19 protein-coding genes are annotated in these 23,083 nt (G+C 72.2%); 15 read left to right on the forward strand and 4 right to left on the reverse strand.

Features of this window, described 5'->3' with window-relative positions:
• Nucleotides 1-584: 584 nt before the first annotated feature.
• A complete protein-coding gene (gene rpsT, locus AB0D93_RS18405; protein WP_061922887.1) occupies nucleotides 585-851 on the reverse strand; it encodes a 30S ribosomal protein S20 in 267 nt (88 codons plus the stop codon).
• A 227-nt stretch (nucleotides 852-1,078) separates the two neighbouring features.
• On the opposite strand from rpsT, the gene lepA reads away from it, so the two are divergent.
• The 5 genes from lepA to AB0D93_RS18430 all read left to right on the forward strand — a co-directional run bounded on the left by lepA (nucleotide 1,079) and on the right by AB0D93_RS18430 (nucleotide 9,030).
• Nucleotides 1,079-2,953 carry a translation elongation factor 4 gene (gene lepA / locus AB0D93_RS18410; protein WP_362120453.1) on the forward strand — a complete coding sequence of 625 codons (1,875 nt, stop codon included), beginning with the start codon at nucleotides 1,079-1,081 and terminating at the stop codon, nucleotides 2,951-2,953.
• Between the two features lie 261 nt (nucleotides 2,954-3,214).
• Entirely contained in the window at nucleotides 3,215-5,089 is a 1,875-nt protein-coding gene (locus tag AB0D93_RS18415; RefSeq protein WP_362120455.1) for an AMP-dependent synthetase/ligase, read from the forward strand.
• Nucleotides 5,090-5,254: 165 nt separating this feature from the next.
• The gene (locus AB0D93_RS18420; RefSeq protein ID WP_362120824.1) at nucleotides 5,255-7,075 is read left to right on the forward strand and encodes a SpoIIE family protein phosphatase; all 1,821 of its coding nucleotides are present in this window, start codon (nucleotides 5,255-5,257) and stop codon (nucleotides 7,073-7,075) included.
• A gap of 27 nt (nucleotides 7,076-7,102) precedes the next feature.
• Nucleotides 7,103-8,335, forward strand: coding sequence for a radical SAM family heme chaperone HemW (gene hemW, locus AB0D93_RS18425; protein ID WP_362120457.1), 1,233 nt, complete (start codon nucleotides 7,103-7,105; stop codon nucleotides 8,333-8,335).
• Nucleotides 8,336-8,439: 104 nt separating this feature from the next.
• Nucleotides 8,440-9,030 carry a Uma2 family endonuclease gene (locus AB0D93_RS18430; protein ID WP_362120459.1) on the forward strand — a complete coding sequence of 197 codons (591 nt, stop codon included), beginning with the start codon at nucleotides 8,440-8,442 and terminating at the stop codon, nucleotides 9,028-9,030.
• On the opposite strand, the gene AB0D93_RS18435 is transcribed toward AB0D93_RS18430, so the two are convergent.
• Together AB0D93_RS18435 and AB0D93_RS18440 are read right to left on the reverse strand one after the other, a co-directional pair.
• A complete protein-coding gene (locus AB0D93_RS18435; RefSeq protein WP_362120461.1) occupies nucleotides 9,008-9,880 on the reverse strand; it encodes a DUF3097 domain-containing protein in 873 nt (290 codons plus the stop codon). The genes AB0D93_RS18430 and AB0D93_RS18435 overlap by 23 nt on opposite strands.
• Nucleotides 9,881-9,914: 34 nt before the next feature.
• Entirely contained in the window at nucleotides 9,915-10,637 is a 723-nt protein-coding gene (locus AB0D93_RS18440) for an MBL fold metallo-hydrolase (RefSeq protein WP_362120463.1), read from the reverse strand.
• Nucleotides 10,638-10,802: 165 nt separating this feature from the next.
• On the opposite strand from AB0D93_RS18440, the gene hrcA reads away from it, so the two are divergent.
• From hrcA to AB0D93_RS18490, 10 genes are all read left to right on the forward strand, one after another.
• The gene (hrcA, locus tag AB0D93_RS18445; RefSeq protein ID WP_270083888.1) at nucleotides 10,803-11,819 is read left to right on the forward strand and encodes a heat-inducible transcriptional repressor HrcA; all 1,017 of its coding nucleotides are present in this window, start codon (nucleotides 10,803-10,805) and stop codon (nucleotides 11,817-11,819) included.
• A complete protein-coding gene (gene dnaJ, locus AB0D93_RS18450) occupies nucleotides 11,820-12,956 on the forward strand; it encodes a molecular chaperone DnaJ (protein ID WP_362120466.1) in 1,137 nt (378 codons plus the stop codon).
• Between the two features lie 188 nt (nucleotides 12,957-13,144).
• Nucleotides 13,145-14,221 carry a nitronate monooxygenase gene (locus AB0D93_RS18455; RefSeq protein WP_362120468.1) on the forward strand — a complete coding sequence of 359 codons (1,077 nt, stop codon included), beginning with the start codon at nucleotides 13,145-13,147 and terminating at the stop codon, nucleotides 14,219-14,221.
• Nucleotides 14,218-14,970: a 16S rRNA (uracil(1498)-N(3))-methyltransferase gene (locus AB0D93_RS18460; RefSeq protein ID WP_362120470.1), complete on the forward strand. Its 753-nt coding sequence runs from the start codon at nucleotides 14,218-14,220 to the stop codon at nucleotides 14,968-14,970. Before AB0D93_RS18455 ends, AB0D93_RS18460 begins: the two co-directional genes overlap by 4 nt.
• Nucleotides 14,971-14,985: 15 nt before the next feature.
• Complete coding sequence (locus AB0D93_RS18465) at nucleotides 14,986-15,378, forward strand: VOC family protein (protein ID WP_362120472.1); 393 nt, start codon at nucleotides 14,986-14,988, stop codon at nucleotides 15,376-15,378.
• A 157-nt stretch (nucleotides 15,379-15,535) separates the two neighbouring features.
• Complete coding sequence (locus AB0D93_RS18470; RefSeq protein WP_362120474.1) at nucleotides 15,536-16,084, forward strand: hypothetical protein; 549 nt, start codon at nucleotides 15,536-15,538, stop codon at nucleotides 16,082-16,084.
• 46 nt (nucleotides 16,085-16,130) lie between these two features.
• Nucleotides 16,131-19,349 (forward strand): PDZ domain-containing protein, encoded by a 3,219-nt coding sequence (locus AB0D93_RS18475; protein WP_362120476.1) that lies wholly within the window; start codon nucleotides 16,131-16,133, stop codon nucleotides 19,347-19,349.
• A gap of 48 nt (nucleotides 19,350-19,397) precedes the next feature.
• Nucleotides 19,398-19,751, forward strand: coding sequence for a histidine triad nucleotide-binding protein (locus tag AB0D93_RS18480; RefSeq protein WP_362120478.1), 354 nt, complete (start codon nucleotides 19,398-19,400; stop codon nucleotides 19,749-19,751).
• 6 nt (nucleotides 19,752-19,757) lie between these two features.
• Nucleotides 19,758-20,663: a ribonuclease Z gene (locus AB0D93_RS18485; protein WP_362120480.1), complete on the forward strand. Its 906-nt coding sequence runs from the start codon at nucleotides 19,758-19,760 to the stop codon at nucleotides 20,661-20,663.
• Nucleotides 20,664-20,683: 20 nt separating this feature from the next.
• Entirely contained in the window at nucleotides 20,684-21,691 is a 1,008-nt protein-coding gene (locus AB0D93_RS18490) for an adenosine deaminase (RefSeq protein ID WP_362120482.1), read from the forward strand.
• Here AB0D93_RS18490 and AB0D93_RS18495 read toward each other — a convergent pair.
• A complete protein-coding gene (locus AB0D93_RS18495) occupies nucleotides 21,640-22,869 on the reverse strand; it encodes an MFS transporter (protein ID WP_362120484.1) in 1,230 nt (409 codons plus the stop codon). The genes AB0D93_RS18490 and AB0D93_RS18495 overlap by 52 nt on opposite strands.
• Between the last annotated feature and the right edge of the window lie 214 nt (nucleotides 22,870-23,083).

The following is a 23,083-nucleotide window of genomic DNA, read 5'->3' on the forward strand; positions in this document are numbered from 1 at the left end:
GCACTCCGCCCGGGGCGCCGTCCAGCGCTCTCTCCGGCCCCCGCTCAGCGCATGCTCCGCCCCCGCTCAGCGCTCTGCTCCGGCCCCCGCTCAGCACTCCGTCCCGCCCGGATCCCGTCCAGTGCTCTCTCCGGCCCCCGCTCAGCACTCCGTCCCGCACGGATCCCGCTCAGCACTCCGCCCGGGGCGCCGTCCAGCGCTCTCTCCGGCCCCCGCTCAGCGCATGCTCCGCCCCCGCTCAGCGCTCTGCTCCGGCCCCCGCTCAGCGCTCTGCTCCGGGCCCCCGCCCAGCGCTCCGTCCCTGGCTCCCACCTCCTCAGATCCCGTCCGGAAGCGGCCGGCGGAAGGGTGCGGTCCTGAAGCGGCCGGGCGGAAGGGTGCGGGCCGTGGCCGTATGCCGTGCTCATGCCGAAGGCCCCGGCGCTCTCCCTGGGGAAGGGGGAGCACCGAGGCCCTGGGTTCAAGCTGATGAGCCCGTACCCGCGTGGCGAACGCAGGCCGCGTACAGGCTCGGGGTGCCGGTCGGGAGCGGATGAGAGAGGGCCCGCTCTGGGTCCTTCCGGCGGTCAGATCAGAAAGGGGGTTCAGCCCTTGAGGGTCGCGACCTTGGAAGCAAGCGCCGACTTCTTGTTGGCGGCCTGGTTCTTGTGGATGACGCCCTTCGAGACGGCCTTGTCGAGCGCACGCGCGGCAGCGCGCTGCAGCTCGGTGGCCTTCTCGACGTCACCCGCGGCAGCGGCCTCACGGGCCTTGCGGATCGCGGTCTTCAGGGAGGACTTGACGGCCTTGTTGCGCAGCCGGGCCTTCTCGTTGGTCTTGATCCGCTTGATCTGGGACTTGATGTTCGCCACGAAGGAGCCTTTTCAGGTTCAGGTACCGGGCCGGGAAAGGTCCCGTACCGGTGATCCAAAATTTCTCTGACGCGCCTCGCGCTGAGAGGGCATGAGGCACAGCCATCTACAGTACCAGTGGCCCTGCGAGCGGCCCAAAACGGTCCCCGGTCGTTCCCCGTGGGACCATGGAGACTACGTATCGATCCGACCCGAGGCATAAGGCGCCTCAAGAGACAGGACCCTGCGTGCCCGCGACCCCTAACCATGTGCCCGAGCCGAGCCGTACCGACCCGGCTCAGATCCGCAATTTCTGCATCATCGCGCACATCGACCACGGCAAGTCCACGCTCGCCGACCGGATGCTCCAGCTGACCGGTGTGGTCGAGCAGCGGCAGATGCGTGCTCAGTACCTCGACCGGATGGACATCGAGCGCGAGCGCGGCATCACGATCAAGTCCCAGGCGGTGCGTCTGCCCTGGGCCCCCACTGAGGGCCCCGACCAGGGCACGACGCACATCCTCAACATGATCGACACCCCGGGGCACGTCGACTTCACCTACGAGGTCTCGCGGTCGCTCGCCGCCTGTGAGGGGACCATCCTCCTCGTCGACGCCGCCCAGGGCATCGAGGCGCAGACCCTCGCCAACCTCTACCTGGCGATGGAGAACGACCTCACGATCATCCCCGTGCTGAACAAGATCGACCTGCCGGCCGCCCAGCCGGAGAAGTTCGCCGAGGAGCTGGCGAACCTGGTCGGCTGCGACCCGGACGACGTGCTCAAGGTCTCCGCCAAGACCGGTCTCGGCGTGGACGCGCTGCTGAACAAGGTGGTCAAGGAGATCCCGGCCCCGGTCGGTGTCGCCGACGCGCCCGCCCGCGCGATGATCTTCGACTCGGTCTACGACTCCTACCGCGGTGTCGTGACGTACGTCCGTGTCATCGACGGTCAGCTCAACAGGCGTGAGCGCATCAGGATGATGTCCACCGGCGCCACGCACGAGCTGCTGGAGATCGGCGTCAACTCGCCCGAGATGCTGCCGGCCGACGGCCTCGGCGTCGGCGAGGTGGGCTATCTCATCACCGGTGTGAAGGACGTCCGGCAGTCCAAGGTCGGTGACACCGTCACCAGCCAGAGCAAGGGTGCGACCGAGGCGCTCGGCGGCTACAAGGACCCGAAGCCGATGGTCTTCTCGGGTCTGTATCCGCTGGACGGCTCCGACTACCCCGAGCTGCGCGAGGCCCTGGACAAGCTGCAGCTCAACGACGCCGCGCTGGTCTACGAGCCGGAGACGTCCGCCGCCCTCGGCTTCGGCTTCCGCGTCGGCTTCCTCGGCCTGCTGCACCTGGACGTGATCCGGGAGCGCCTGGAGCGCGAGTTCGGTCTCGACCTGATCGCCACCGCCCCCAACGTGGTCTACCGCGTGATCATGGAGGACGGCAGCGAGGCCACCGTCACCAACCCGAGCGAGTTCCCCGAGGGCAAGATCGACGAGGTCTTCGAGCCGGTCGTACGGGCCACGATCCTCGCGCCGACCGAGTTCATCGGCGCGATCATGGAGCTGTGCCAGACCCGGCGCGGCACCCTGCTCGGCATGGACTACCTCTCCGAGGACCGGGTCGAGATCCGCTACACGCTGCCGCTCGCGGAGATCGTCTTCGACTTCTTCGACCAGCTGAAGTCCAAGACCCGCGGTTACGCCTCCCTGGACTACGAGCCCACGGGGGAGCAGAGCAGCTCCCTCGTCAAGGTCGACATCCTGCTGCACGGCGACAAGGTCGACGCCTTCTCGGCGATCACGCACAAGGACCAGGCGTACGCGTACGGTGTGCGGCTCGTCGCCAAGCTCAAGGAGCTGATCCCGCGGCAGAACTTCGAGGTGCCGGTGCAGGCCGCCATCGGCTCGAGGGTCATCGCCCGCGAGACCATCCGCGCCATCCGCAAGGACGTCCTCGCCAAGTGCTACGGCGGCGACATCTCCCGTAAGCGCAAGCTGCTGGAGAAGCAGAAGGAAGGCAAGAAGCGGATGAAGATGGTGGGTTCCGTGGAGGTTCCGCAGGAGGCCTTCATCGCCGTCCTGTCCAGCGATGACAGCGCGGGGTCGGCCAAGAGCAAGAAGTAACCATCGGTAACAGCTGGCTGTGTCCGTAAACCGGACACACGGGGGCCTGTCATGCGAAAGCGTGGTGGGCCCCTACGCGTGCGTAGTGTCGCTCTCCGTGGAAAGTGACAGGCCGATGCCCCTTACGCAGCGGCCGGTCGCGGCTTACCCTGATCCCTGCTCGATAGTTACTCGCGAGTTAAACAACAGCACGAACCCCCACCGTGAGTTAACCCAGCCGCACCGAGTCAGCCGCACCGTCGCGGGCCCCCGGAGGATGTCGTGAGCGACACACAGACCTTGATCGAGAACCGTCCGCCGTCCGTGGCGGCCCTCTTCCTGGAGCGCGTGGCGGCCACACCGGACGCCGAGGCCTACCGCTATCCGGTGCCGCCCGCGTCCGGCCAGGGCCCCGACGACTGGAAGTCGCTCAGCTGGGCGCAGGCGGCCGAGCGGGTGTACGCGATCGCGGCCGGCCTCATCGAACTGGGCGTGCAGCCCGAGCAGCGGGTGGCGCTCGCCTCCTCGACCCGCGTCGAGTGGCTCCTCGCCGACCTCGGCATCATGTGCGCCGGCGGTGCGACGACCACCATCTACCCGCAGACCAACGCGGACGAGTCGGCCTTCATCCTCTCCGACTCCGAGAGCCGTGTGCTGATCGCCGAGGACGCCGCCCAGGTCGCCAAGGCCGTCGAGAAGCGCGCGGAGCTGCCCGACCTCCTCAAGGTCGTCGTCATCGACCCGGCCGGCGTGGAGACGGACGACTGGGTGACCACGCTCACCGAGCTGGAGCAGCGCGGCGCCGCCTTCCTGGACAAGCACCCCGAGCTGATCAAGGAGCGCGTCGGCGCCATCACCCGGGAGCAGCTCGCCACCCTCATCTACACCTCCGGCACCACCGGCCGCCCCAAGGGTGTGCGCCTGCCGCACGACAACTGGGCGTACATGGCGCGGGCGATCGCCGCGACCGGCCTGATCACCAGCGAGGACGTGCAGTACCTGTGGCTGCCGCTCGCGCACGTCTTCGGCAAGGTCCTCACCTCCGGGCAGATCGAGGTCGGCCACGTCACCGCCGTGGACGGCCGTGTCGACAAGATCATCGAGAACCTCCCGGTGGTGCAGCCGACGTACATGGCGGCCGTGCCGCGCATCTTCGAGAAGGTCTACAACGGCGTCGCCGCCAAGGCGCGCGAGGGCGGACCGGCCAAGTACAAGATCTTCCAGTGGGCCGCCGACGTGGCCCGCGAGTACGCCAAGGTCAGCCAGGACAACTTCCGCCGCACCGGTACCGCCGCCGTGCCCTTCGGCCTGGGCGCCAAGCACAAGGTCGCCGACACCCTCGTCTACGCCAAGCTCCGTGAGGCGTTCGGCGGCCGGCTGCGCGCCTGTGTCTCCGGCGCCTCCGCGCTCGCACCCGAGATCGGCTACTTCTTCGCCGGCGCCGGCATCCACATCCTGGAGGGCTACGGCCTCACCGAGTCCTCCGCCGCCTCCTTCGTCAACCCCGGCGAGGCCTACCGCACCGGCACGGTCGGCAAGCCGCTGCCCGGCACGGAGGTGCGCATCGCCGACGACGGCGAGATCCTGCTGCGCGGCCCCGGCATCATGGAGGGCTACCACGGGCTGCCCGAGAAGACCGCCGAGGTGCTGGAGAGCGACGGCTGGTTCCACACCGGCGACATCGGCGAGCTCTCGCCCGACGGCTACCTGCGCATCACCGACCGCAAGAAGGACCTCATCAAGACCTCCGGCGGCAAGTACGTCGCCCCGGCCGAGGTCGAGGGGCAGTTCAAGGGGGTGTGCCCGTACGTCTCCAACATCCTGGTGCACGGCGCCGACCGGAACTACTGCACCGCCCTCATCGCCCTGGACGAGCTCGCCCTCCTGGACTGGGCGAAGGAGAACGGGCTGGAGGGCAGGGCGTACGCGGAGATCGTCGCCGCGCCGCAGACGGTCGAGATGGTGGACGGGTACGTGCAGCAGCTCAACGCCGGGCTGCAGAAGTGGCAGACCATCAAGAAGTTCCGCCTGCTGCCCAGGGATCTCGACGTGGAGCACGGGGAGATCACGCCGAGCCTGAAGCTGAAGCGGCCCGTGGTCGAGCGGGAGTACAAGCACCTCATCGACGAGATGTACGCCGGGACGAGGGAGAAGTAGGGGTTCGGTGACCGGGGGCTGCGGGCCGTTCGCGGCTTGTCGCGCGGTTCCCCGCGCCCCCGGGTCAGTTGCGCCCACCGGCGTTCGAAAGTGGCCTTCTTCTGCCCACTTCCGTGACCCAGTGCTTATAGGCGCTCCCGGTCTGTCACCCTGGGCCGCATGGACATGGCGGCCATACCGACGCAGCGGGAGGGTGAGCCCCGGGCCAGGGAGGTCCGGGGGCAGGCCGCGCTGCCCGGAAGCCCTCTCGCGCCCGGCTCGGCCCGTGCGCTGGTGCGGGCCGCGCTGGCCGATGCCCCCGAGGTGACCGCCCGGCTCGCCGACGACGCCATGGCCGTCGTCAGCGAGCTGGTCACCAACGCCGTCGTACATGCCGGCACGGACGTGCAGGTCGACTGGCGGCTGGAGGAGAGCGGCGCGTTCGTCGTGGAGGTGAGCGACCGGCACCCCTCCCGCGCCCCGCGCGACGCCCTCGGCGGGGAGGGGATGTACGACACCCCCGAGTACGGGCGTGGCCTGCGCCTGGTCACCACGCTCGCCGAGTCCTGGGGCGTCACCTACCGCGCCGGCGCCAAGACGGTCTGGGCGCGGCTGCCCCCGGGCGGCATCGGGAACGCGGACGCGCCCGCGCCGGAAGCGGCTCTGGGGGTCGCCGAGGATCTGGCCCCGCAGCCGCACCGCGTCGGCGGCGACCGGGACTGGCTCGGCCGGGGCGCGCTGTCCTTCCTCGCCGAGGCCTCCGACCTGCTCGCCGGACAGCTGGACGAGAACCTGGTCACCGCCCTCACCGGCCAGCTCATCGTGCCCCGGCTTGCCGACTGGTGCGCGGTGTGGCTGGAGGACGAGGCCAGTCTGCGCGGCGGCGCCGGCGGCGGTCCCGACCGGGTCTGGCACGCCAGCGAGAATCACATCGAGGAGCTGCGCTGCGCCCTGGAGAAGGAACCGCCCTGCCCGGGCGAGGGGCTGCGCTCCGGCCCCGAGCCCTACCCGTGGCCCGGTCACGCCCTCGGCCCGCAGGGCGCCGACGGCACGGCGCTGGCGTACCGGCTGATCGCGGGCGGCCGGCCGCTCGGCACGCTGGTCATCGGCCGCTGCGGGCTCACCCGCTTCCCCGACGAGGTCACCGGGCTCGTGGAGGACCTCGGGCGCCGGGTGGCCCTCGCCATCGGCGCGGCCCGTCAGTACGCCCGCCAGGCCACCATCAGCGCCGTGCTCCAGCGCGGACTGCTGCCCGGCGCGGTCGCCGAGATCCCGGGCGTGCGCAGCGCGCTCGTCTACGAACCCTGCGACAAGGGCGGCCCCAGCGGCGACTTCTACGACCTGTTCCCGGCGGGCGACGGCAGGTGGTGCTTCGCGGTCGGCGACGTCCAGGGCAAGGGCCCGGAGGCGGCGGTCGTGATCGGTCTGGCCCGCCCCTGGCTCCGTCTCCTCGCCCGCGAGGGCTACCGCGTCGCCGACGTCCTCGACCGCCTCAACCAGCTGCTCCTGGACGACGCCACCGAGGCCGCCGACGCGGCCGCCCGCGCACTGGTCGCCGCGGGCGGCAGGCCGGTGGCCCCCGGCGACGGCCCGCAGACCCGCTTCCTGTCCCTCCTGTACGGCGAGCTGACCCCGCACGACGGCGGCGTCCGCTGCACGCTGGCCTCCGCCGGCCACCCGCTCCCGCTCGTCCTGAGCCCCGACGGCACGGTGCGCACCGCCGCCCGCCCGCAGACCCTGCTGGGCGTGGTCGAGGACGAGACCTACACCAGCGAGACCCTCGACCTCCGCCCCGGCGACAGCCTGCTGTGCGTCACCGACGGGGTGACCGAGCGGCGCTCCGGCTCCCGCCAGTTCGACGACGGCGACGGCCTCGCGCACGCCCTGTCGGGCTGCGCCGGGCTCGGCGCCGAGCTGATCGCGGAAAGGATCCGCCGCCTGGTGCACGACTTCGGCGGGGGCCTGCCCGAGGACGATCTCGCCCTGCTGGTGCTGCAGGCGGAGTAACCGCGCCGGTGCTGGACAATGGAGGGCATGCCTTCCGCACTCCCCGACGGCGAGCCCGTCCCCGCCGACGGCGCGCTGCCCGCGTCCGCGCTCGCCGGGGCCGCCGGACGCCCGCTCGGCTTCTACCTGCACGTCCCGTACTGCGCGACCCGCTGCGGCTACTGCGACTTCAACACCTACACCGCGACCGAGCTGCGCGGCACGGGCGGTGTGCTGGCGTCCCGCGACAACTACGCGGACACGCTGACGGACGAGATCAGGCTCGCCCGGAAGGTGCTCGGCGACGACCCGCGCCAGGTCCGCACGGTGTTCGTCGGCGGCGGTACGCCCACGCTGCTGGCCGCCGACGACCTCGTACGGATGCTGGGGGCCGTCCGCGACGAGTTCGGCCTGGCGCCGGACGCGGAGATCACGACGGAGGCGAACCCGGAGTCGGTGGACCCGGCGTACCTCGCCACGCTCCGGGAGGGCGGCTTCAACCGGATCTCCTTCGGCATGCAGAGCGCGAAGCGGCACGTGCTGCGCGTGCTCGACCGGACGCACACCCCCGGCCGCCCCGAGGCGTGCGTCGCCGAGGCGCGGGCGGCGGGCTTCGAGCACGTGAACCTGGACCTGATCTACGGCACCCCGGGCGAGAGCGACGACGACTGGCGGGCCTCGCTGGACGCGGCGATCGGAGCGGGGCCCGACCACGTCAGCGCGTACGCGTTGATCGTCGAGGAGGGCACGCAGCTGGCCCGCCGGATCCGCCGGGGCGAGGTCCCGATGACCGACGACGACGTGCACGCGGACCGGTACCTGATCGCGGAGGAGACCCTGTCCGCGGCGGGCTTCGACTGGTACGAGGTCTCCAACTGGGCCACCTCGGAGGCGGGCCGCTGCCTGCACAACGAGCTGTACTGGCGCGGCGCCGACTGGTGGGGCGCGGGGCCCGGGGCGCACTCGCACGTGGGCGGGGTGCGCTGGTGGAACGTCAAGCATCCGGGGGCGTACGCGGCGGCGCTGGCGGCGGGGAAGTCGCCGGGGGCGGGTCGTGAGCTGCTGTCCGACGAGGACCGGCGCGTGGAGCGGATCCTGCTGGAGCTGCGGCTGCGGGAGGGGGCGCCGCTGTCCTTGCTGAAGGTGGAGGGGCTTGCGGCGTCCCGGCGCGCGCTGGGGGAGGGGCTCCTTCAGGACGGGCCGTACGAGGAGGGGCGGGCCGTGCTGACGCTGCGGGGGCGGCTGCTGGCGGACGCGGTGGTGCGGGACCTGGTGGACTGATCACTCCCGCGAGTGAATCCCTCCGGAACGCCGGTTCGGTCCCTAACCTGGTTCGTAGGCTGCCGCCGTAATTGCACGGTGGCGGAAACCGGAGGGCTGCGGAGATGACCGCTGTGGACGACCGACCGATGACCACCGGCATGGTGAAGATCTTCGAGGAGCTTGAGCCTCCTGAGGGCGTCAAGATGGAGCTTCTCCGGGGGGTAATCGTGATGATGGCCAGCCCTGACATCGTGCACAACATGATCGTCGCCGATGTACAGGACCAGATCCCGCGCCAGCGTTGGTCTCGCCTTCAGACTCAGGACGTGGACATCCTGGACGAGGCCAGCGAGCCCGTACCGGACCTGGTGGTCGTGGCGCGAGACGCGCTACCCGATTCGGGCCGTCTGCTGCCCTCCAAGCTGGTCACGATGGTCATGGAGGTCGTCTCCAAGTCCAGCATCCATCAGGACTACGTGGTCAAGCGCTCGATCTACGCGGCAGGAAGGATCCCTGCCTACCTCGTCCTGGACCCGATCATGGCGCACTGCGTCCTGCTGACGAAGCCTGCGGGCCAGGGCGAGGACGCCGACTACCTGAGCCAGGAGATCGTCAAATTCGGCGATCCAGTCCCGGTGGACGCTCTGGGATTTGAACTGGACACCACCGAGTTCGGAACGTTCCCCAACGTCAGGCCCCACCGCTACCCGTGACGAAGTCGATCAGCTCCTCCACCCGCCCCAGCAGCTCCGGCTCCAGGTCCCGGTAGGACCCCACCCGCTTCAGGATCGCCTGCCACACCGCCCCGGTGTTCTCCGACGGCCAGCCCAGCGCCCGGCACACCCCCGTCTTCCAGTCCTGCCCCCGCGGAACCGTCGGCCAGGCCTCGATCCCCAGCGCCGCCGGCTTCACCGCCTGCCAGATGTCGATGTACGGGTGGCCGACCACCAGCGCGTGCTCACTGGTCACCGACTCCGCGATCCGCCACTCCTTCGTGCCCGGCACCAGGTGGTCCACCAGGACGCCCAGCCGCGCGTCCGGACCCGGTGCGAACGACGACACGATCGACGGCAGGTCGTCCACGCCCTCCAGGTACTCCACGACCACGCCCTCGATGCGCAGGTCGTCGCCCCAGACCTTCTCGACCAGCTCGGCGTCGTGCCGGCCCTCCACGTAGATGCGCCCGGCGCGGGCCACGCGGGCGCGGGCGCCGGGGACGGCGACCGAGCCGGAAGCCGTACGGGTGGGCCGTACCGGAGCCGACGAGGACGGTCGTACGAGCGTCACCACCCGGCCCTCCAGCAGGAAGCCCCGGGGCTCCAGCGGGAACACCCGGTGCTTGCCGAAGCGGTCCTCCAGCGTCACCGTGCCGGCCTCGCAGCGGATCACCGCCCCGCAGAACCCGGTGCCGGGCTCCTCCACCACCAGGCCCGGCTCCGCCGGCACCTCCGGCACGGACTTCGGCTCCTTCCACGGCGGGGTCAGGTCGGGGGAGTACGAACGAGGGCGCGGGCCCGAGGGGCCCCCGTTGGAAGGGCGGTGGCGGGAGACGGGTGGGCGCATTCGAGTGACGATAGGAGAAGCCGTACGGCCGCGCCTACGACACGCCGAAACGCGCCGCCAGCTCATCGCGCTGCCGCCGCACGAACGCCGCGTCCACCACCGCTCCGTGACCGGGCACGTACAGCGCGTCCTCGCCGCCCAGCGAGAGGAGCCGGTCCAGGGCGTCCGGCCAGCGGGACGGGAGCGCGTCCGGGCCGGCCTGGGGCTCGCCGGACTCCTCGACCAGGTCGCCGCAGAAGACCACCTCCGGGGAGCCGGGGACCAGGACCGCGAGGTCGTGTGCCGTGTGACCCGGGCCCACGTTCGCCAGCAGCGCCTGGCGGCCGGTGCCGAGGTCCAGTGTCCACTCGCCGGAGACCAGGTGGCGGGGCGGCACCAGCGCGTCCACCGCCTCGTCGGCGTCCGCCACCGGGAGCCCGTTGCGCATCGCGTCCAGGCGCAGCTCGGCGCGTTCGCGGGCGAACACCGCGTCGACGCCCACCGCCGCGTACACCTCCGCCCCCGCGAGGACGGGCGCCCCGAAGACGTGGTCGAAATGGGGATGCGTGAGCGCGAGATGGGTCACACGGCCGTCGGCCAGTTCCTCGGCCTGCGCCCGTAGCCGCGCGCCCTCGGCCAGGCTGGAGCCGGCGTCCACCATCAGCGCCGTACCCTCCCCGAGGACCAGCCCGACCGTGCAGTCCCAGCCGGGCAGCCGGCACCGGCCGGCCCCGGCGGCCAGCCGCTCCCACCCCAGCTCTTCCCAAGTCACCGTCATACCGCGACGCTAGCCCCAAGTGCCGCCGCGACCGCACCGACCTTGCCCTGGGTGTACCCGACAGCCGTACACTGGGCCCGGGAACGCTGGCACTCGCATGCGAAGAGTGCCAAGCGGACGAATCGCGGGACAGAGGGGACGACGACGTGCTGGAGGTGCGCGCGAATGCTGAGTGAACGCAGGCTCCAGGTACTGCGCGCCATCGTCCAGGACTACGTCGGCACCGAGGAGCCGGTCGGGTCGAAGGCCCTGACCGAGCGGCACAACCTCGGGGTGTCCCCGGCGACGGTCCGCAACGACATGGCGGCCCTGGAGGACGAGGGGTTCATCGCGCAGCCGCACACCAGTGCCGGGCGCATCCCCACCGACAAGGGCTACCGGCTGTTCGTGGACAAGCTGGCGGGCGTCAAGCCGATGACGGCGCCCGAGCGGCGGGCGATCCAGAACTTCCTGGAGGGCGCCGTCGACCTCGACGACGTCGTGGCGCGGACCGTGCGGCTGCTCGCGCAGCTCACGCGGCAGGTCGCCGTCGTGCAGTACCCCTCCCTGACCCGGTCCACCGTCCGGCACGTGGAACTGCTCTCACTCGCCCCCGCGCGCGTGATGCTCGTGCTGATCACGGACACCGGCCGGGTCGAGCAGCGGATGGTGGACTGCCCGGCGCCGTTCGGGGAGGCGTCGCTCGCGGATCTTCGCGCTCGGCTGAACAGCCGGGTCGCGGGGCGCCGCTTCACGGACGTGCCGAAGCTGGTCGAGGACCTCCCGGACGCCTTCGAGCCGGAGGACCGCGGTACGGTCTCCACGGTGCTCTCCACACTCCTGGAGACACTCGTGGAGGAGAACGAGGAGCGGCTGATGATCGGCGGTACCGCCAATCTCACCCGCTTCGGACATGACTTTCCCCTCACGATCCGGCCCGTCCTGGAGGCACTGGAGGAGCACGTCGTGCTCCTCAAGCTCCTCGGCGAGGCGAAGGATCCGGGCGTGATGGTGCGCATCGGGCACGAGAACGCCCACGAGGGACTCAACTCCACCTCCGTCGTGTCGGTCGGCTACGGTTCGGGCGGCGAGGCGGTTGCCAAGCTCGGCGTGGTCGGACCGACCCGCATGGACTACCCGGGAACGATGGGAGCGGTACGCGCAGTGGCACGGTACGTCGGACAGATCCTGGCGGAGTCGTAAGTGGCCACGGACTACTACGCCGTTCTCGGCGTGCGCCGCGACGCGTCGCAGGATGAGATCAAGAAGGCGTTCCGTCGGCTCGCGCGCGAGCTGCACCCGGACGTCAACCCGGACCCGAAGACCCAGGAGCGGTTCAAGGAGATCAACGCCGCTTACGAGGTGCTGTCGGACCCGCAGAAGAAGCAGGTCTACGACCTCGGCGGCGACCCGCTCTCGCAGGCGGGCGGCGCCGGCGCGGGCGGCTTCGGGGCCGGCGGCTTCGGCAACTTCTCCGACATCATGGACGCGTTCTTCGGTACGGCGTCGCAGCGCGGCCCGCGCTCGCGCACCCGGCGCGGCCAGGACGCGATGATCCGCATCGAGGTCGAACTGGACGAGGCGGCCTTCGGGACCACCAAGGACATCCAGGTCGACACGGCCGTCGTCTGCAACACCTGCAACGGCGAGGGCGCGGCTCCGGGGACGACCGCGCAGACGTGTGACATGTGCCGGGGCCGCGGTGAGGTCTCGCAGGTCACCCGGTCCTTCCTCGGCCAGGTCATGACGTCGCGCCCCTGCCCCCAGTGCCAGGGCTTCGGCACCGTGGTCCCGACCCCGTGCCCGGAGTGCGCCGGCGACGGCCGCGTCCGCTCCCGGCGCACGCTCACCGTCAAGATCCCGGCCGGTGTCGACAACGGCACCCGGATCCAGCTCGCCGGTGAGGGCGAGGTCGGCCCCGGTGGCGGTCCCGCCGGTGACCTGTACGTCGAGATCCACGAGTTGCCGCACCCGACCTTCCAGCGGCGCGGCGACGACCTGCACTGCACGGTGACGATCCCGATGACGGCGGCGGCGCTCGGCACCAAGGTGCCGCTGGAGACGCTGGACGGCATGGAGGAGGTCGACATCCGGCCCGGTACCCAGTCCGGCCAGTCGATCCCGCTGCACAACCGTGGTGTCACGCATCTGCGCGGCGGCGGCCGGGGTGACCTGATCGTGCACGTCGAGGTGCAGACCCCGTCCAAGCTGGACCCGGAGCAGGAACGGCTCCTGCGCGAGCTGGCCAAGCTGCGCGGCGAGGAACGCCCGCAGGGTCAGTTCCAGCCGGGGCAGCAGGGGCTGTTCTCGCGGCTGAAGGACGCCTTCAACGGACGCTGACGTCCGCTGGCGGGTGACCGGGGGTCCGGGGGGTGGCCCCCGGGCGGGCACGGTCAGCCGGGGCGGCAGGGGCTGTTCTCGCGGCTGAAGGACGCCTTCAACGGACGCTGATCTCGGGTATTGCACCTGGCATAGGCCGGGGGAAGCCCGGATTCGGACTTGTTCGGAGGACGTGACAACATGCGGTCATGTCCTCCGCACTGACCGATCTCTTCCCCCACCCGATCGTGCAGGCCCCCATGGCGGGCGGTGTCTCCGTCCCGCAGCTCGCCGCCGCCGTCTCCGAGGCCGGCGGCCTCGGGTTCCTCGCCGCCGGATACAAGACCGCCGACGGCATGTACCAGGAGATCAAGCAGCTGCGGGGGCTCACCGGCCGCCCCTTCGGCGTGAACGTGTTCATGCCCCAGCCCGAGTATGCCGAGTCGGGGGCCGTCGAGGTCTACGCCCACCAGCTGGCCGGCGAGGCCGCCTGGTACGAGACCGAGCTGGGCGACCCCGACAGCGGCCGGGACGACGGCTACGAGGCGAAGCTCGCCGTGCTCCTCGACAACCCGGTGCCGGTGGTCTCCTTCCACTTCGGAGTGCCGAGCCGGGAGGTGTTCGACAAGCTGCGCAGGGCCGGCACCCTGACCCTGGTCACCGCAACCACCGCCGAGGAGGCCCGCGCCGTCGAGCAGGCCGGGGCGGACGCCGTGATCGCGCAGGGCGTGGAGGCCGGCGGCCACCAGGGCACCCACCGCGACCTGGCCGAGAACGACGGTTCCGGTATCGGACTGCTGTCGCTGGTCGCGCAGATCCGCGAGGCCGTGGGCATCCCGGTCGTCGCCGCCGGCGGCATCATGCGCGGCGGCCAGATCGCCGCGGTCCTCGCCGCCGGCGCGAGCGCGGCCCAGCTGGGCACCGCCTTCCTCGCCACCTCCGAGTCCGGCGCCCAGGCCGTGCACAAGCAGGCGCTGACCAACCCCCTGTTCGCGCGCACCGAGTTGACCCGCGCCTTCTCCGGCCGCCCGGCGCGCGGACTGGTCAACCGCTTCCTGCGCGAGCACGGGCCGTACGCCCCCGCCGCCTACCCGGAGATCCACCACCTCACCTCGCCGCTGCGCAAGGCCGCCGCCAAGGCCGGCGACGCGCAGGGCATGGCGCTGTGGGCGGGCCAGGGACACCGGCTGGCCCGGGAGCTGCCGGCCGGGGAGCTCGTGGCGGTGCTGGCCGCCGAACTCGACGCCGCCCGGACAGCGTTGTCGGCCAAGGGCGGCCCGCGATGACCGCGCCGGTGTTCGTCGTCGACTCGCTCGAGGGCGTGGGCCCCGGCTCGCTGGTCGACGTGCGGGGCCCCGAGGGGCGGCACGCGGTCTCCGTACGGCGGTTGCAGCCCGGGGAGAACGTGGTGCTGACGGACGGCAGGGGGCGGGGCGCGGCCGGCGTCGTCGTGGGTGTGCCGGGCAAGGACCATCTGGTGGTCGAGCCGTTCGAGTTCCCGGTGGAGCCCGAGCCCAGTCCCCGGATCACCGTCGTCCAGGCCCTGCCCAAGGGGGACCGCGGCGAGCTGGCCGTGGAGACGATGACGGAGACCGGCGTCGACGCGATCGTGCCCTGGCAGGCCGCCCGGTGCATCACCCAGTGGAAGGGCGAGCGGGGCCTGAAGGCGCTCGCCAAGTGGCGGGCCACCGCGCGCGAGGCCGGCAAACAGTCCCGCCGGCTGCGCTTCCCGGAGGTCGCGGACGCCGCGACCACCAAACAGGTTGCCGCACTTCTCGCCAAAGCCGACTTCGCCGCGGTGCTGCACTCCGACTTCGCGCACGAGAGCCTGCCGCTGGCGAGCGCCGAACTCCCTTCCGAGGGCGAGATCGTGCTGGTCGTCGGGCCCGAAGGGGGCGTCGCCCGGGACGAGTTGACGCTGTTCGAGGAGGCGGGCGCGCGGGCGTACGTGCTCGGTCCTACCGTGTTGCGCACATCAACCGCCGGCACCGCCGCGGCGGCCCTGCTGCTGGGCCGTACCGGCCGCTGGTCCTGACACCTGGGGGACACCGTGGAACTCGCCCAAGTCCGGCTCCTGGTCACCGACTTCGCCGCCTGCTACCGCTTCTACGCCGACGTCCTCGGCCTCAAGCCGCAGTCCGGGGCGACCGAGGGACCGTACGAGAAGTTCAGCCCGCACACCGGCTCCGCCGGGATCGCGCTGCAGGACCGTTCGATGATGGCCGAGGTCCTGGACGAGCTGGGCGAGACCGCCACCGGGCACCGCTCCCTGGTCGTCCTGCGCGTCGACGACCTGGACGCCTACTGCGCACGGATCACCTCCCGCGGCGCGACCCTGCTGCACGGCCCGGCCCCCATGACCGACCGCATGCGCGTGGCCCACCTCAAGGACCCGGAGGGCAACCTGGTCGAACTCCAGCAGTGGCTGCTGCTGCGAGGGTGACGGCGAAGGCCCTTACGACGCCGGGCCGGTGCGGATCGACGGCAGTCCCGTCGCGGTCGGCGGCCAGGCGCTCCGCGGGGTGCCGCCCCGTGCCCGAACGGATGAGTGGCCGTAAGCGGCCTTCCCCGCCGTCCGGTCCGGTGGCACTCTGCCCTGCATGGGGGTTTTGAGGCGGAATCGTCGTGGGGTGCGGCGCGTGGTCGTCGCGGGACTGGTCGGTGTCGCCGGGGCGGCCGTGGTCGCGTGCCAACCCGGTGATCTCAGTACCGCCGGGGCCGCCTACACCACCGACACCACCGCGACGGCGGAGCTCGAGCGGCAGCACGTCGACGTCAGTTGGCTCACCTGCACCGGCGCCTACGGCAGCGCCGGCAGGGCGGCGGGCAGGACGCCCTCGCCGAGCGAGACCACCGTCGTCTCCGTCGACTGCCGGGGCGAGACCAAGGACGGGCGGAAGATCACCGTCACCGGGAGGGTGACCAAGGCCGTCGACGGGGCCTGTGTGCGCGGGGACCTGACCGCCAGGGTCGGCGGCAGACAGGTGTTCCACGTCGACGGGCTCGGGGACTGCGATGCCACGCCCGGGCCCACGTACCGGCCGCCCACCCACCACCCCGGGGGCGGGCAGCCGGCCGTGACCGTCACCGTCACCCGGACCCTGTGGTGCAAGGGCGACCCGACCTGCTGGCCCGTCCAGGGCAAGTGATCGGAACCGGGAGCGGGGCACACCCGTCGCTGCGTACAGTGACGGGGTGACTCAGGCCGCTGCGACGCGAACCACGACGTCTTCCGCCTATCTCCGGTTCCCCCATGTTCACGGCGACCTGGTGGCGTTCGTCGCCGAGGACGACGTGTGGCTCGCGCCGCTCGACGGCGGCCGGGCCTGGCGGGTCAGCGCCGACAACATGCCGGTGACCACGCCCCGGATATCCCCGGACGGACGGTTCCTCGCCTGGACCTCCACCCGCGACGGCGCGCCCGAGGTGCATGTCGCCCCCGTCGACGGCGGCCCGGCCGACCGGCTGACCTACTGGGGCAACCGCCGTACCGAGGTGCGCGGCTGGACCGCCGACGGCCGGGTGCTGGCGCTCGGCGCGCACGGCCAGGCCAGCTTCCGGCGCACCTGGGCGCACGCCGTCCCGCTGGACGGCGGCCCCGCCGAGACCCTGCCGTACGGCCCGGTGGGCGCTGTGGCCCACGGCCCGGCCACCGTGCTGCTGTCCGCGCCGATGGGCCGTGAGGCCGCCCACTGGAAGCGCTACCGGGGCGGCACGGCGGGCAAGCTGTGGATCGACCGGGAGGGGAGCGGGGAGTTCGTCCGGCTGCACGACGACGTCGACGGGAACATCGAGTGCCCGGTGTGGGCCGGCGACCGGATCGCCTTCCTCTGTGACCACGAGGGCACGGGCGCGCTCTACTCCTCCCTCGCCGACGGCTCCGACCTGCGCCGGCACACCCCGATCGACGGCTTCTACGCCCGCCACGCCTCCGGTGACGGCACCCGGGTCGTCTACGGCTGTGCCGGTGAACTGTGGCTGCTGGACGACCTGGAGGGCGCCGAACCGCGTCGGCTGGACGTACGCCTCGGCGGGCCACGGGTCGATCTGCGCCCCCGTCCGGTGAACGCCGCCCGCTGGTTCGGCGAGGCGTCCCCCGACCACGCCGCGCGCGGCAGCGCCGTCTGTGTGCGCGGCGGAATCCACTGGGTCACCCACCGCTCCGGCCCCGCCCGCGCCCTCGCAGCCACGCCGGGCGTCCGTGCCCGGATGCCGCGCGCCTTCCGCGCCGACGGCGAGGAATGGGTGGTGTGGGTGACGGACGCGGAGGGCGAGGACGCCCTGGAGTTCGCCCCGGCCACCGGCACCGTGCCCGGTGCGCCCCCGCGCCGGCTCGCCGCCGGACAGCTGGGCCGGGTCCTGGAACTGGCCGTGGCCCCCGACGGCAGCAGGGCCGCCGTCGCCGCGCACGACGGACGCCTGCTGCTCGTCGAGCGCGAGACCGGCGAGGTCCGTGAGGTCGACAGCAGCGACGACGGCGAGGTCTCCGGCCTCGCCTTCTCACCCGACTCCGCCTGGCTCGCCTGGGCCCACCCCGGCCCCCGCCCGCTCTCGCAGCTGCGCGTCGCCCACACCACCGACCTGTCGGTCACCGAGGCGACCCCCCTGCGCTTCCAGGACTACGCCCCCGCCTTCACCCTCGACGGCAAACACCTCGCCTTCCTCTCCAACCGCGCCTTCGACCCGGTCTACGACGAGCACGTCTTCGACCTCGCGTTCGTGGTCGGCGCCCGCCCGCACCTGATCACCCTGGCCGCCACCACACCCTCGCCCTTCGGCCCGCAACGGCACGGCCGTCCCTTCGAGACCTCCGACAAGGACGAGACCCCGGACGGCGAGGGCACCCCCGCGACCCGTATCGACCTCGAAGGCCTCGCCGACCGCATCGTGCCCTTCCCGGTGGAGGCCGGCCGGTACTCCGCCCTCCGTGCCGCCAAGGACGGCGTGCTCTGGCTGCGCCATCCCGTGCACGGGGTCCTCGGCACGGCCCGCGCCCACCCCGAGGACCCCGATCCGCACACCGAGCTGGAGCGCTACGACCTCGCCCAGCGGCGCCTGGAGCACCTGGCCTCCGACGCCGACCACTTCGAGGTCAGCGGCGACGGCAAACGCGTGCTGCTGTGGACCGACGGCCGGCTCCGGGTCGTCCCCAGCGACCGCCGTACCGGCACCGACGACGATGGTGACACCAGCGTCTCCGTCGACCTCGCCCGGATCCGGCAGACCCTCGACCCGGCCGCCGAGTGGCGGCAGATGTACGACGAGACCGGGCGCCTCATGCGCGACCACTTCTGGCGTCCCGACCTCGGCGGCGCGAACTGGGCGGGCGTCCTCGACCGCTACCGCCCCCTCCTGGCCCGCCTCGCCACCCACAGCGACCTCGTCGACCTGCTGTGGGAGGTGCACGGCGAACTCGGCACCTCGCACGCCTATGTCATCCCCGCCGGCGGCTCCGGCGGCGGCGCCCGGCACGGACTGCTGGGCGCGGACATCTCCCGGCACCCGGACGGCAGTTGGCGGATCGACCGCATCCTGCCCGCGGAGACCTCCGACCCGGACGCCCGCTCCCCGCTGGCCGCACCCGGTGTCGCCGTCCGCCCGGGCGACGCGATCATCGCCGTCGCCGGGCATCCCGTCGACCCGGTGACGGGACCGGGTCCGTTGCTCGTCGGCACGGCCGGCCACCCGGTGGAACTGACCGTCTCCCCGGCGGGCGGCGGCGAACCCCGGCACACGGTCGTCATCCCGGTCGCCGACGAGGAACCCCTGCGGTACCACGCCTGGGTGGCCGACCGGCGCGCCCACGTCCACGCCGCCTCGGACGGCCGGCTCGGTTACCTGCACGTGCCCGACATGCAGGCGCCCGGCTGGGCGCAGATCCACCGGGACCTGCGCGTCGAGGTCGCCCGCGAGGGGCTCGTGGTCGACGTCCGGGAGAACCGCGGCGGCCACACCTCCCAGCTGGTCGTGGAGAAACTCGCCCGCCGCGTCATCGGCTGGGACCTCCCGCGTGGCATGCGCCCCACCAGCTACCCGCTCGACGCCCCGCGCGGCCCGGTCGTCGCCGTCGCCAACGAGTTCTCCGGCTCCGACGGCGACATCGTCAACGCGGCGATCAAGGCCCTCGGCATCGGCCCGGTCGTGGGCACCCGCACCTGGGGCGGCGTCATCGGCATCGACAGCCGCTACCACCTGGTCGACGGCACCCTGGTCACCCAGCCGAAGTACGCGATGTGGCTGGAAGGCGTGGGGTGGGACGTGGAGAACCACGGGGTGGATCCCGACGTGGAGGTCGTACAGCGCCCGCAGGACTGGGCGGAGGGCCGCGACACCCAGCTGGACGAGGCGATCCGGCTCGCGCTGGAGGCCCTGGCGTCGGTGCCCGCGAAGACACCGCCGGGTATGCCGACTTGAGCGACTACGATGCACCGGTACTGATCACCAGCGTGAGGAGGCACACGCATGGCCGGCGAACCGCAGGACGACTGCCTGTTCTGCAAGATCGTCGCAGGGCACATCCCGGCGACCATCGTCCGTGAGACGGACACCACCGTCGCCTTCCGGGACATAAACCCCCAGGCCCCCACCCACATCCTGGTGATCCCCAAGGCCCACTACGAGAACGCGGCCGCACTCGGCGCCGGCGCCCCCCAGCTCGCCGCCGACGTCCTCGCCGAGACCCAGGCCGTGGCCGACGAGGAGAAGCTCGACAGCTACCGCGTCGTCTTCAACACGGGCAGCGGCGCCGGCCAGACCGTCTGGCACGCCCACGCGCACGTCCTCGGCGGCCGTGGCCTGGAATGGCCTCCCGGTTAAGTCACCATGTCGGTCCGCGAATTCGTCGTACTCGGCACCGCCAGTCAGGTCCCGACCAGGCACCGCAACCACAACGGCTATCTGCTGCGGTGGGACGGCGAGGGCGTGCTGTTCGACCCCGGCGAGGGCACCCAGCGGCAGATGGTGCGCGCCGGGGTCGCCGCCCACGACCTGAACCGGATCTGTGTCACGCACTTCCACGGTGACCACAGCCTGGGTCTCGCCGGTGTCATCCAGCGGATCAACCTGGACCAGGTGCCGCACGAGGTCACCGCGCACTACCCGCGCTCCGGGCAGCGCTTCTTCGACCGCCTGCGGTACGCGACGGCGTACCGGGAGACGGTCGGCATCACCGAGGCGCCGGTCGCCGCCGACGGCATCCTCGCCGTGACGCCGGCGTACATCCTGGAGGCGCGCAGGCTCTCGCATCCGGTGGAGTCCTACGGCTACCGCCTGATCGAACCCGACGGCCGCCGGATGCTGCCCGACCGGCTCGCCGCGCACGGGATCAAGGGCCCGGACGTCGGCCGGCTGCAGCGCGAGGGCCGGCTGGGGGACGTCACGCTGGAGGACGTCAGCGAGGTGCGGCGCGGGCAGCGGTTCGCGTTCGTCATGGACACCCGGCTCTGCGCCGGCGTACACGCGCTCGCCGAGGGCTGCGATCTGCTGGTCATCGAGTCGACCTTCCTGGACGACGACGTCGAACTGGCCGTGGAACACGGTCACCTGACCGCGGGGCAGGCCGCCGCCGTCGCCCGGGAGGCGGGCGTACGCCATCTCGTCCTCACCCACTTCAGCCAGCGCTACTCGGAGCCCGAGGAGTTCGAGCGGCAGGCGCGGGCGGCCGGCTTCGAGGGTGAGCTGACCGTGGCACACGACCTGCAGCGGGTGCCGGTTCCGAAACGGCGGTGAAAGATCCGTACGATGCTTTGATGCCCCTCCCGAAAGCAGAACTGCACCTCCACATCGAAGGCACCCTGGAGCCGGAGCTGGCGTTCGAGCTGGCCGCCCGCAACGGCGTGACCCTCCCGTACGCGGACACCGACGAGCTCCGCAAGGCGTACGACTTCGAGGACCTCCAGTCCTTCCTGAACCTGTACTACGAGCTCATGGCCGTCCTGCGCACCGAGCGGGACTTCGCCGACCTGGCCGACGCCTACCTGACCCGGGCCGCCGCGCAGGGCGTCCGGCACGCCGAGATCTTCTTCGACCCGCAGGCCCACCTCGCACGGGGCGTGTCCATGGGCACGGTCGTGGAGGGGCTGTGGGGGGCGTTGGGAAACAGCCGGCGCAGCCACGGGATCTCCACCAGGCTGATCCTCTGCTTCCTGCGGGACGAGTCGGCCGAGTCGGCCATGGAGACCCTGGAGGCCGCCCGGCCCTACCTCGACCGGATCACCGGCGTCGGCCTGGACTCCGCCGAGGTCGGGCATCCGCCGGTGAAGTTCCGCGAGGTGTACGAGGCGGCCGCCGCGCTCGGGCTGCGCCGCGTCGCGCACGCCGGTGAGGAGGGGCCGCCGGAGTACATCGGCGAGGCGCTGGACGTGCTCGGCGTCGAGCGCGTGGACCACGGGCTGCGCTGCATGGAGGACCCGGCACTGGTCGAGCGGCTGGTCCGGGAGCGGGTCCCGCTGACGCTCTGCCCGCTGTCCAACGTCCGGCTGCGGACCGTGGACACCCTCGCCGACCACCCGCTGCCGGACATGCTCGACGCCGGACTGCTGTGCACGGTCAACTCCGACGACCCCGCGTACTTCGGGGGGTACGCGGGCGACAACTTCGCGGCCGTGCACCGGACCCTGGGCCTGACCGAGGACCGGCTGCGCGAGCTGGCCCGCAACTCCTTCCTCGCCTCCTTCCTGGAGGACGACGAGGAGCTGCGGGCGCGTTACCTCGCCGAGGTCGACGCGTACGAGTTCGCCGGCGACGCGGTGTCGTAGTCGCTCTGCGCGGGCACGGCGGGCGTCTCCACCGGGAGTTCCACGACCGGGAGGGGCCGCCTGCCCGCCCGCAGCGCCACCGCCGTCATCGGTACGGCGATCAGCAGCAGCCCGGCGCCGAGGACCGTCCCCATCGTGGGGAAGCCCGCCCACCCCGCCAGCACGCTCCCCGTCAGCGGTCCCGCCGCCGTTCCCAGCGAGGACGCCGAGCCGACCAGCACCGCCCAGCGGCCGCGCGGGTCCAGGGAGGCGGCGAGGCCGATGACGTACGACAGGACGACCGGGTAGAGCAGGTTCCAGGAGATCTCGCCCGCCGCGAAGGCCCGCAGACCGGTTGCCGAGGCGCTGAGCGCGATGCAGCCCGCGATCAGGGCCGTACCGGCACCGATGGGCAGGGCGAGGCCCAGCCGGGGGCCGAGCGCGCCCGCGCCGAGGACCCCGACGAGCCCGGCGCCGAGCGCGAGGGCGAACACCGCGCCGACGGTGACCTCGGTCAGGTGGGCCTGGTCGAGTCCGATCCGGCCGCTGACGCCCCACAGGGAGTTCTGCGCGAGCGACCAGCAGGGCATGGCGGCGGCCAGCAGCAGTCCGGCGCGCGGGCGGGGGAGGCGGCCGCGGACGGCGGCCGTGCGGGCCGGTGCGGTACGGCCGGACAGGCGGCCGGTGAGCGGGAGGACGGCGAGCGCGGTGAGCGCGATGGCCGCCAGGGGCAGGCCGTGGCCGGGGCCGAGGTGCGGGATCGTCAGGTACAGGGCGCCGGCGAGGGCGGAGACGCCGAGCAGGCCGAGCGTGGTGACCCGGTGCGGGTCGGGCTGTGCGGCGATGCCGCTCGCGGCGACCGCGGTGACCGTGCCGGACCCGAACCCGCCGACGACGGCGCCCGCGACGACGGCGGGCACGAAACCGGTGAGGGCGGCACCGCCGTAGCCGAGGACGGCGAGGGCGAGACCGAGCCGGGCGAGCGCGCGGGGGCCGAGGCGGTCGACCCGGGAGGCCAGCAGGAAACCCGCCGTCGCCGAACTCAGCAGCAGGGCACTGCCGATGGCCCCGGCCTGCGTGGCGGTGAGCGGAAGCGCGGAATCGAGCCGGCCGACGGTGGTCGGCAGCAGATAGGGCGCGAGGTACCCGGCCGTGAAAAGGGCGACGAGGGGCCAGGGCAGGGGGCGGGGGGCGGACACGGGCGTTCCCAGGGCAGGCGAAAGGAAGGGTGCGGAGAAGGGGGGAGGGGCGACGACCGTCGACGGACAGGAACGCGCAAGGAAGTTGTACCAAGCACGCGGATTCCGGAAGAAGGTCACCAGGTGCGATCTGCGTCACTTTTCGGTTTGCGTCGTGGGCGCTCGGGTAGGAGGCGCTAAGCTGCGTTCGCATATGTAGACGCCATTCACAAGA

Origin of the sequence: Streptomyces sp. NPDC048191 (assembly GCF_040652655.1) — a bacterium.
Classification (GTDB): domain Bacteria; phylum Actinomycetota; class Actinomycetes; order Streptomycetales; family Streptomycetaceae; genus Streptomyces.

What these genes read in the sequence shown, in the direction of transcription:
- AB0D93_RS18455 (WP_362120468.1), top strand. Translation starts at nt 13,145, where the DNA reads ATGTCCTCCGCACTGACCGATCTCTTCCCCCACCCGATCGTGCAGGCC.
- hemW (WP_362120457.1), top strand. Translation starts at nt 7,103, where the DNA reads ATGCCTTCCGCACTCCCCGACGGCGAGCCCGTCCCCGCCGACGGCGCG.
- AB0D93_RS18430 (WP_362120459.1), top strand. Translation starts at nt 8,440, where the DNA reads ATGACCGCTGTGGACGACCGACCGATGACCACCGGCATGGTGAAGATC.
- AB0D93_RS18420 (WP_362120824.1), top strand. Translation starts at nt 5,255, where the DNA reads ATGGCGGCCATACCGACGCAGCGGGAGGGTGAGCCCCGGGCCAGGGAG.
- AB0D93_RS18490 (WP_362120482.1), top strand. Translation starts at nt 20,684, where the DNA reads ATGCCCCTCCCGAAAGCAGAACTGCACCTCCACATCGAAGGCACCCTG.
- AB0D93_RS18440 (WP_362120463.1), bottom strand. Translation starts at nt 10,637, where the DNA reads ATGACGGTGACTTGGGAAGAGCTGGGGTGGGAGCGGCTGGCCGCCGGG.
- AB0D93_RS18470 (WP_362120474.1), top strand. Translation starts at nt 15,536, where the DNA reads ATGGGGGTTTTGAGGCGGAATCGTCGTGGGGTGCGGCGCGTGGTCGTC.
- AB0D93_RS18485 (WP_362120480.1), top strand. Translation starts at nt 19,758, where the DNA reads ATGTCGGTCCGCGAATTCGTCGTACTCGGCACCGCCAGTCAGGTCCCG.
- hrcA (WP_270083888.1), top strand. Translation starts at nt 10,803, where the DNA reads ATGCTGAGTGAACGCAGGCTCCAGGTACTGCGCGCCATCGTCCAGGAC.
- AB0D93_RS18480 (WP_362120478.1), top strand. Translation starts at nt 19,398, where the DNA reads ATGGCCGGCGAACCGCAGGACGACTGCCTGTTCTGCAAGATCGTCGCA.
- AB0D93_RS18460 (WP_362120470.1), top strand. Translation starts at nt 14,218, where the DNA reads ATGACCGCGCCGGTGTTCGTCGTCGACTCGCTCGAGGGCGTGGGCCCC.
- AB0D93_RS18435 (WP_362120461.1), bottom strand. Translation starts at nt 9,880, where the DNA reads ATGCGCCCACCCGTCTCCCGCCACCGCCCTTCCAACGGGGGCCCCTCG.